This window comes from Akkermansia sp. UNK.MGS-1 (assembly GCF_000980515.1).
GTDB lineage: Bacteria > Verrucomicrobiota > Verrucomicrobiia > Verrucomicrobiales > Akkermansiaceae > Akkermansia > Akkermansia muciniphila.
In genome coordinates, this window is record NZ_LBCB01000014.1 from 192,827 (window position 1) to 202,837 (window position 10,011).

Annotated in this window: 7 protein-coding genes; all 7 read left to right on the plus strand. The window is 58.8% G+C overall.

Translation table 11 applies throughout. The features are described from left to right. Positions 1–23: 23 nt before the first annotated feature. A complete protein-coding gene (locus WW58_RS09495) occupies positions 24–1,430 on the plus strand; it encodes an anthranilate synthase component I family protein (RefSeq protein ID WP_046437131.1) in 1,407 nt (468 codons plus the stop codon). Further along, positions 1,414–3,006, plus strand: a complete 1,593-nt coding sequence (trpD, locus tag WW58_RS09500) for an anthranilate phosphoribosyltransferase (protein ID WP_022197484.1) — start codon at positions 1,414–1,416, stop codon at positions 3,004–3,006. Before WW58_RS09495 ends, trpD begins: the two co-directional genes overlap by 17 nt. Next, on the plus strand, positions 2,996–3,781 hold the full coding sequence (locus WW58_RS09505; RefSeq protein ID WP_022197483.1) for an indole-3-glycerol phosphate synthase TrpC: 786 nt from the start codon (positions 2,996–2,998) through the stop codon (positions 3,779–3,781). Before trpD ends, WW58_RS09505 begins: the two co-directional genes overlap by 11 nt. Then, positions 3,778–4,425, plus strand: a complete 648-nt coding sequence (locus WW58_RS09510) for a phosphoribosylanthranilate isomerase (RefSeq protein WP_022197482.1) — start codon at positions 3,778–3,780, stop codon at positions 4,423–4,425. Before WW58_RS09505 ends, WW58_RS09510 begins: the two co-directional genes overlap by 4 nt. Then, entirely contained in the window at positions 4,422–5,594 is a 1,173-nt protein-coding gene (trpB, locus tag WW58_RS09515) for a tryptophan synthase subunit beta (RefSeq protein WP_022197481.1), read from the plus strand. Before WW58_RS09510 ends, trpB begins: the two co-directional genes overlap by 4 nt. Before the next feature lie 22 nt (positions 5,595–5,616). Beyond that, complete coding sequence (gene trpA / locus WW58_RS09520; RefSeq protein ID WP_046437252.1) at positions 5,617–6,396, plus strand: tryptophan synthase subunit alpha; 780 nt, start codon at positions 5,617–5,619, stop codon at positions 6,394–6,396. A gap of 380 nt (positions 6,397–6,776) precedes the next feature. After that, positions 6,777–10,011: beta strand repeat-containing protein (locus WW58_RS09530; protein ID WP_288143440.1), on the plus strand; the 3,235-nt coding region annotated here is incomplete at its 3' end.

The following is a 10,011-nucleotide window of genomic DNA, read 5'->3' on the forward strand; positions in this document are numbered from 1 at the left end:
ATTTTCAACTTACATCATCATTCATGCAAACACCATCCATGATCACTCTCCAACAGCGCAGCCGCCGCCTGAGCGCCGATCTGGAGACCCCTATCAGCCTGTTTCTGAGCCTGACTCAGAACAAAATTCCCGGACTTCTGCTGGAAAGCGCGGAAGTGGACGGCAGATGGGGGCGCTACAGCATCATCGCCTGCGATTATCTGATGACCGTTTCCTGTGTAGACGCCAGGCTGTCCCTTTCCATCAAAGACGACCGTCTGGCTTCCCTGAAGGAGCTGGAAGGCATGCCTTACCTGGATGGACTGCGCTCTCTGATGCAGCGTCTGGAGCTGGTGGGGGACGGTATGAGGCAGGCTCCCATCACGCGGGCTCTGTACGGCTATTTCGGGTATGAAACCGCCGCTCTGTTCCAGCCCAGGCTGGCGCAGGCCATTCCTGCCTCTTCCGCAGAGTCCTGCCTGGTGCTGGCCGGCACCGTGATTGTTTTTGACCATTTGTACAATCGCCTTACCCAGCTCAGCCTGGGCGAACGCCGTGATTTGTCCCATGCCCCGCTCCATGGGGCAGAGGAACCTTCCATAGGGGAGGTTTCCCGCACGCCGGACCAGGCGGCTTACATGAAGGGGGTGGAGCATATCAAGGAGCTGCTGCATGACGGAGAAGCCATCCAGGTGGTGCTTTCCTCCCAGGCTTCCGCGGAGTTCCGCGGAGACGCTTTCATGCTGTACCGCCGCATGCGCAGCATTAATCCGTCCCCATACATGTTTTTCATGCGCCTGCCGGAGGTGACTTTGTTCGGATCTTCACCGGAACTGATGGTGCGCTGCACGGACGGAAAACTTCAGCTTTCCCCCATTGCCGGAACGCGCAGGCGCGGCAGGGATGATGAGGAAGACGCCGCCCTGGCCGCCGATCTTCTGAAAGATCCGAAGGAATGTTCGGAACATGTCATGCTGGTGGATCTGGGCCGCAACGACCTGGGCCGTGTCGCCAAGCCCGGTTCCGTGAAGCTGGAACGCCTGATGGAGATTGAACGTTTTTCCCATGTGATGCATATGACTTCCCGCGTGACCGCCCAGGTGAACGACGGGTTGGGCGTCTTGGACATTCTCGGCGCTGCTTTCCCTGCCGGGACGGTTAGCGGGGCCCCCAAGGTGCGCGCCATGGAAATCCTGGCGGAGGAAGAGCCTTTGCCCCGCGGTCCGTATGCCGGATGCATCGGGTGGCTGGGATTGGACAAAAACGGCGTTCACATGGATTCCGGCATTACCATCCGCAGCATGTGGGTGAAGGATGGGCGCATCCACTGGCAGACGGGAGCCGGCATCGTATACGATTCCGATCCGGCAGCCGAATGGCAGGAGTGCATGAACAAGGGCAAAATTATTGACGTTATTTTGAAAGGAGAAGACCATGTTTCTGTTCATTGATAATTACGATTCTTTTTCGTGGAATCTGGTGCAGGCGTTTTACGCCCTGGGACGCAAGCCCGTGGTGCATGCGAATGACGATCCGCGTATCTTGGAACTGGCGGCCAGCCCGGAGCTGGAAGCCGTGTGCATTTCTCCAGGCCCCAGCCATCCGCGCAACGCCGGGCTGTGCCTGGAGTTCCTGAAACGCCTCCCCGCTTCCGTTCCCGTGCTGGGCGTGTGCCTGGGGCACCAGCTCCTGGGCTACTTCGCCGGGGCGGAGGTCTCCCGCGCCCCGTATGTCATGCACGGCAAGAGCTCCGACATCATCCATGACGGCGCGGGGCTGTTTGCCGGACTTCCCAATCCCATGACCGTGGGCCGCTACCATTCCCTGGTGGTTCAGTCCAAGGAGGACGAGCCGAACCCCCGTTTTACCGTTACTTCCCGCGGTCCGGAAGGGGAAGTCATGGCTCTGCGCTACAATGACCGGCCGTGGGTGGGCATTCAGTTTCATCCGGAATCCATCCTGACGCCGGACGGGCTTCAGCTTCTGGGCAACTTCCCGGATAACGTCGTGCCCTCGGGGCAGAAGGAAAAGCGCATCAGCCGCATTCTGGACGCCCTGGCCGCCGGACAGGATCTGACGGCGGATATGGCCGCCGCAGGCTTTGCGGACATCATGGATGGCCGCATGACTCCGGCCCAGGCGGGCTGCTTTCTAATGGGGCTCCGCATGAAAGGGGAAACCCCGCTGGAAATGGCCCACGCCGTGGGCATTGCCCTGGGCCGCGCCAACCGGGTGGAAGGATTGGAGGGTGACTGCATTGACGTGGTAGGCACGGGCGGGGACGGCCGCAACTCTTTCAATTGCTCCACGGCCACGGCTCTGACGCTGGCCGGAATGGGATACAGAGTGGTGAAGCACGGCAACCGCGCCGTGTCCTCCTCCTGCGGTTCTGCGGATGCTCTGGAAGGCCTGGGGTTCCCGCTGGACGTAGCTCCGGAGGATGTCCGGCGCCTGTTGGACGAGCGGAACTTCGCTTTCCTGTTCGCGCCTAATTTTCATCCTGCCTTCCGTAATGTAGGCCCCATCCGCCGGGAGCTGGGCATCCGCACCCTGTTCAATCTGCTGGGCCCCCTCATCAACCCGGCGCGCCCCACGCACATCCTGCTGGGTGTGGCCCGTCCGGAACTCGTTGAGCTGCTGGCGGAGACGCTCCGCCAGTCCCACATCCGCAAGGCTGCCGTAGTATATGGTGCCGGGGGATATGACGAGGTGACGCCGCTGGGGCCCACCAAGATGATGATCGTCCACAACGGCAACTTGACGCCCATGTCCCTGGATCCCTCGGATTACGGCATCCAGCCCTGCAATCCGGAGGAACTGGCCGTTCATTCCAAGTCGGAAGCCGTGGATGTGCTGAAGAACATCCTGGCGGGGAAAGGCCCGCGTGCCATGATGGATATGGTGATTCTGAATGTGGGGGTAGCCATGTTCCTGCTGGAGGAGCACATGGACCTGTCCGTCTGCATGGCGAAAGCGCGGGAAGCCGTCTGCGCCGGCATAGGAAGGAGAACGCTTCATGCTGCTTGACCGGTTCCGGGAAGCCAAGGCGGAGGAAATAGCCCTGCTTATGGACATGGCCTCCCGCCGGGAACTGCCGCGCCCGTGGAAGGGGCGCCGGCCGGATTTCCTGAAAGCCATTGCGGAACCGCCGGACGGCCAGCCGGTGGCGGTCATTGCGGAGTTCAAGCAATCCTCTCCGTCGCGCGGCGTCATCGCCTCCGGGTTGAAACCGGAGGAAGTGGCTGAACAGTACGCTGCGTCGGGAGCCTCCTGCATCTCCGTGTTGACGGAAGAACAGTTTTTCGGCGGCCGCATCGGCTATTTGGAACGCATGGGCCGCGCCGGGCTTCCGCTCCTCCGCAAGGATTTCATTTTTCATCAGCTTCAGGTGATGGAGACGGCTTCTACGCCGGCTTCCGCGTTGCTGCTCATTGTGCGTCTGACGCCGGACGCACGGACGCTCCGCGTTCTCAGGGAGCAGGCGGAGGCTTACGGCATGCACGCCGTTGTGGAAGTGTTTGACCCGGCGGACCTGGACATTGCCCGGGAATCCGGCGCGCGCATCATCCAGGTAAATGCCCGCGACCTGGATACCTTGAAGACGGACAGGCAGGCCTGCCTGGACATGGCGAAATTCCGCCGTGAGGGGGAGGTGTGGATAGCGGCCAGCGCCATGAGCGCCGGGGCGCATCTCAGGGAAGCCGCGGAAGCGGGGTTTCAGGCCGTACTGATGGGAACAGCCCTGATGGACGGAGGAAAGCCGGGTGAAAAACTGGCAGCAATTTTAGAAGAAACAATATGAAGAAGCATTCATTTGCAATCAAGGTGTGCGGAATTACCCGCCAGAGCGATTTATCAACCGCCATGGGGATGGGAGCCCATTTCTGCGGCTTCATCTTTCATCCCGGAAGTCCGCGTTACATTGCGCCGCCGCGCGCCGCGGCTCTGGATTCCGCCCTGATCCGCCGCGTGGGAGTTTTCGTGAATCAGAATGCGGAGGAAATCATGGATATCATGAAAACGGCCCGGCTGGAATTCGCCCAGCTCCATGGCGCCCATTCTCTGGACTGCGCGCGCCGCATCGGCCCGGAAAAGGTAATCCGCGTATTGTGGCCGGACCGGTATGAATCCGTGGATGCCCTGCAAAGGGAAATGGAACTATGGGCGGACAGCTGCGCCTGGTTTCTGCTGGATGCCGGCACCCAGGGCGGCGGCCACGGCGTTTCCCTTGACTGGACCTCCCTGGCATCTCTGAGTTCCCCCCGGCCCTGGTTTCTGGCGGGCGGCCTTTCTTCCGCCTCCCTGAACAGGGCGCTGGAACAATGCTCTCCGGACGGCATTGACCTGAACTCCGGCGTGGAAGCCATCCCCGGCCAGAAAAGCCCGCAGAAGCTGTTGGCGGCTCTCAAACCTCTCACCCCTTACACTCCTTACCACATCGCATGAAAAAAGAAGGATATTTCGGCAATTTCGGCGGCCGCTTCGTACCGGAAGCGCTGCGTCCCCCCCTCATGGAGCTGGAGGAAGCCATGAACTCCATCATGCCGTCCCGCGAGTACCGGGACGCGCTCCAGGATCTGCTGGTCCATTACGCTGGGCGTGAAACTCCCCTCACGTTCTGTCCCCGCCTTTCGGAAGAACTGGGCTTCCGCCTGTGGCTGAAACGGGAGGACCTGCTGCATACCGGAGCCCACAAAATCAACAACGCCCTTGGCCAGGCTCTTCTGGCCAAAATGATGGGGAAAACGCATCTGATTGCGGAAACCGGGGCGGGGCAGCACGGCGTGGCTACGGCTACGGCGGCCGCCCGGCTTAACATGGACTGCGCCATTTTTATGGGCGCAGAGGATGTAGAACGCCAGTCCATGAACGTCATGCGCATGAAACTGCTGGGAGCGACGGTTTTCCCGATTGAGAGCGGTTCCCGCACGTTGAAGGATGCCATCAATGAGGCTTTGCGCTACTGGATTTCCCATCAGGCGGATACCCTGTATTGTTTCGGTACGGCGGCTGGCCCCCATCCGTTCCCCACATTGGTCAGGCAGCTTCAATCCGTCATTGGGCGGGAGGCCCGCGCCCAGATGCTGGAGCGCGCAGGCAGGCTGCCGGATGTGGTGGTGGCATGCGTGGGCGGCGGCTCCAACGCCATCGGCATGCTTCACCCCTTTGTGGAGGATGAAGGCGTCCGTCTGGTGGGAGTTGAGGCAGGAGGCACCGGTGAGCCCGGCTGCTATAACTCCGCCCCCATCAATCTGGGCAGCCCCGGCGTGCTGCACGGCCATGTGACGATGCTTTTACAGGATGAAGACGGGCAAATACAGCCGTCCCATTCCATTTCCGCCGGGCTGGACTATCCCGGTGTAGGCCCGGAACATGCCTATCTGGCGGAAACGGGCCGTGTTCATTACGGTGTGATTTGCGACGCCTCTGCTTTAAACGCTTTCCAGACGCTCACCAGGGAGGAAGGAATCATTCCTGCGCTGGAATCCTCCCATGCCGTGGCCTGGGTGCTGGACCATGCGGAGGAACTGCCGCAGGGGGGGGACGTTCTGGTCAATCTCTCCGGCCGCGGAGACAAGGACCTGGGAATCGTTAAAAAATATTTGAATCTTTAAGCCGCATTCTTCCATGAATAATATGCAGAAATCACCGTTGCAGAAAGCCGTGGAGAGGGCCCATGCCCTCGGCAGGCGTGCCGTTATCCCTTTCATTACCGCCGGATTCCCGGACAAGGAATCCTTCTGGACGCACTTGTCCCGTATTGACGAAGCCGGAGCGGATATTATTGAGATAGGAGTTCCCTTCTCGGATCCCGTAGCGGACGGCCCGGTTATTGAACAGGCATCCCGGGATGCCCTGGCCCGCGGCGTCAGCCTGAAATGGATTCTGGACGGCCTGAAAGCCCGCAAGGGCGGTTTTTCAGCCGAACTGGTGCTGATGGGATACGTAAATCCCTTTTACCAGTATGGCCTGGAACAGCTTGCCCGGGATGCGGAGGAGGCAGGCGTCAGCGGTTTCATCGTACCGGATATGCCGTTGGAGGAATCTGGAATGTTCCGGGGGGCTTTCAGCCCCCATGGCCTGACGCTCGTCACTCTGGTGGCTCCCAATACTTCCGTGGAACGCATGCGGGAATACAAGCCTTATACTTCCGGCTTCGTTTATGTGGTCTCCGTGCTGGGAACCACCGGAGGGAAAGCCAACCTGGAGCGGAGCGTGACGGAAACCATGCGCCGTGCCCGGTCCGTTTTTGATGTGCCGCTGGCGCTGGGCTTCGGGCTTCAGACGCCGGACCAGCTGGAGACGCTGCCTGAAGATGCCCGTCCGGATGCCGCCGTGCTTGGAAGCGCTCTGCTCAGGCACATTGGAGAAGGGAAGGACGCCGGGGAATTTTTGGAAAAATGGACCAGAGGTTGAACTGCACGTTTTTCCGCGGCTTTTAAGGATGGGCCTGCACAACTTATTGTGCAGGCCCTTTTTATTTTATCTGGTAATGGACAACGAAAATACGGATTCGCAATCCGCTGTCAAAGGAAAAGAATCAGTTACAACGGTTTTCCGGAATACCCGGAACGTTCTCTCCGTCAAAAAAATCCGGGATTCCCGCCAGCAGATTATGTTAAAAATATGTAACATATTAATTATTAATGTAATTATTCTGTTAAAAATTGAATAATATATGAATAAAAGCGAAGCGGATTGCGAATTCCTTATTTATATTCACAATCATATTTCCCTTGCCGTGTTGTGGGAAAGAGCCTTATTTGTTTATTAAATACCTAATTATCAAACGTTTCATGAAATTACACCTCCCTTTGAATTTATTGGCTGCCCTGATGACCTCCTTTTCCGGAGTAACGCTTGGCACCGCCACGCTGGCAGGAGTTTCTGGTCTTCTGGTGACAGCATCACAGTCTTATGCGGCGGATGTTGCCTTTGACGGAACCCAGGTGAATGTGGCGGCGGGAGGCTCGGCCTCCTATGATGTCGGTACTGTTACGGCTTCTACTACCTTGAATTTTGCCGGAGCCGGTACGGCCGCTATCACCAATTTGAACGGGACGGCTCCGGAAGCCATCCTGACGGTAAACCGCGTGGCCAGCGGGGGCGCCAGCCTTTCCACCCTGACGTTGAACGGGGCAGGCACTTTCAACGGAATCATTTCCCTTTATTCCAACACGACGGGGGGATCTCAGAACAACATCCTGAACCTCAACCACGCACAGGCCGCCCAATACGCCACGATCAAACTGGGCGGCTACGGTTACACGACGGGCGCTTCCGTCCTGAAAGCCGGCGTGAACACTTCCATCAGCAAGCTGGAGCACAACAATGCCGCAGCTCTGATCACCGGGGAGGGAACCACGCTGACCATTACGGGGGATTCTTCCTCTTACGGCGGCAGTTTCGGCGGCACCGTAACGGTGGACTATACGGGGGGAGGCACCTTCACCCTGGGCAATTCCGACAAGAATACGGCGCTTACTCCCGCGGCATCTCCGAACGCCACCTTGAAAATCAGCAGAGGCACTCTTTCCCTGTTCTCCGGAAATGTCACCTGGTCCCAGAAACTGGTGATGGGTGACGGCACTACACTGAGTATCCAGGACGGTCCTTCCGTGACGGGGTATGCCGGCTATAACGCCACTTCCGTCAACAGCGGCGGTTTTAACTTTTCCGGAGCGGCGGTTTTCGGTACTGGCGTCAACCTGACATCCAGCTGGGGCAAGAATGTAAAGTTTTCCGGTGTACTCACGGCGGCAAGCGGTTTTTCCATCAGCGGCGGCGCGAATGAATATGCCTATTACAACCTGCTCAACACCGCCAATGAAATTGGGGGAACGATTGCCATTACGCGCAGCTCTGCCTCTCTGGGCATCGGGGCTTCCGGTTCCCTTGGGACTGCTGCCGTTACTACTTCGGCCAACTCCCAGTACCTGACCTATTACGGCACTGCGGGGGATGCGGCGGATGTCATTGACAATTCCATCACCGGGGCAGGCAACTTCGTCGCCCAGTCGGGCTGGGTGCATCTTTCCGAGAACGTGGCGCTTACGGGAACCTATACCGTCAATTCCGGCGCCGTCCTCTCCAGGACCGGTTCCATTAATGCCGCGCTTGCCGGAGGACGACTGGATGCCGGCTCCGGAACCATGACCGTGACGGGACTGTCGGGAAACGGCACCCTTTCCGCCTCTGCGGGAACCATGCATTTCCAGGACGCCTTCACGGTAGGGGAAACGATGGGTATCCTTGCCAACGGTTCCGGGGAGATCACGGGAGATGTTACGGTGGATGGGGGCCGTCTGTATTATACCTCCATGGACAATGTCGGCAGCGTGCTGCAGAACGTGACGCTGACTTCCGGCCTCATTGATTTCTCCGGTTTTCAGGAATTCCAGGACTTGTTCGGTTCTGAAGCCCTGGTGAACACCTCCTATAACCTGGGCGTTGATCTGGGGACTGGCTTTACTCTGGCGGATGTTGACGAATCCCTGTACACGATCAGCACTGTGGACGGAAAAACAGTCATCACGTTTACGGCTTCCGGCGCCCATGAGACCGTCTGGGACCCTGCCTGGGGGCTGGAAGAAGCTCCCTCTTCCGCAACAGGTACGCTGGCGAACCAGCAGTCTTTGTCCCTGTACGGTATCCGGTCTTCTTCCATGCAGGAGGGATTCGGTTCCGTGAATGCCGTCACCGGAACGGGAGACCTGACGGGAGTGACGCTGGCCGGCGGCTACTACAATACAGCCACCAATGCCACGGCTACGCAAATCACCACCGGCATCTGGACGGATGTGCTGGGGGGCAATTACAATTTGATTATCGGCGGCAGCTATGCCAATAACTGGAGCGGTTCCGGCAAGTGGAACGTTACGGGGGACGTTCATACCCAGATTCAGGGGGACACCTCCGTCAACTGGGTAGTGGGTGGCAATTACAAGGACGGCCAGGCGGCAGGCATTACGGGAGACGTTTACGTATCCGTGGACGGGAATGCCGTGATCAAAGGCAGTTTGATAGGCGGCGGCACGGCGGCCCATAATTCCGTAAACAACCTTGACGGCAGCACGCATGTCGTCGTGCGCAGCATGCAGAGCGTCACGGATGAAACCATTTCGCTCAACTCCGTTGTCCGGGGCTTCATCATCGGCGGCAGCGCTTATGAAGCCAATTCCGCGTCCCGCGCCGCCATTACCGGAAGCACCAATGTGACGATTGATTTGGGAGAGGCATCCGGCAATTTTGTCAAGAGCATCGTGGGCGGTTCCTATTCGGGCGGTTCCGGGGCATATACGATAGGAGGCGATTCCAACGTCAGCATCACCGCTGCCAGTGACGCCGTCTTTACCGGGGCTGTTTACGGCGGCGGGTACAGTTCTTCAGGAACATCCACCGTCAGCGGCAATTCCAGCCTGACGCTGGATGGGGGCGCTTACGCGGGCGCTCTTTATGCGGGCGGCGGGGGAACAGGATCCTCCGTAAACGGGGACGCTACCCTTACCGTTAAGAAAGCAGTATTCCGTACGGGCAGCACGCTGAATGCATCGGAGGGTACGGTAGGCGGCACCTCTTCCTTGCTTCTGGGCGGTTACGGCAATACGGCGGACCATGCCATTTCCTTCTCCAATACGGCTGTGACCGGTTTCGACATCGTGACCATGTTCCAGGATTCCTTCTTTACGGGGAATCTGAACATGACCGGTTCCAGCGTGCTGGCGCTGGCGGGAGGGGCAGGAACGGGAATCAATCTGGACGGCTCGTTCTCTCTTTCCGCTGAAGGAGAACTGACCCTGGATCTTTCCGGATTCGGCACCCTGACAGACGGCATGTCCGTCCTTTCAACTGCGGGCCTGTCCAATATATCTTCCATTAAGGCTTCCTTTGCTGACGGCGTGGCGGGATCCATCACCATTTCCGACAACGGCAAAGACCTTGTTTATACGGCGGGAACCCTCCTTTTGTGGGAGGGGGGTGAAAACGGCGTCTGGAGCGCGGAAAATGTCTGGACGGACGGCGGCGCTCCCG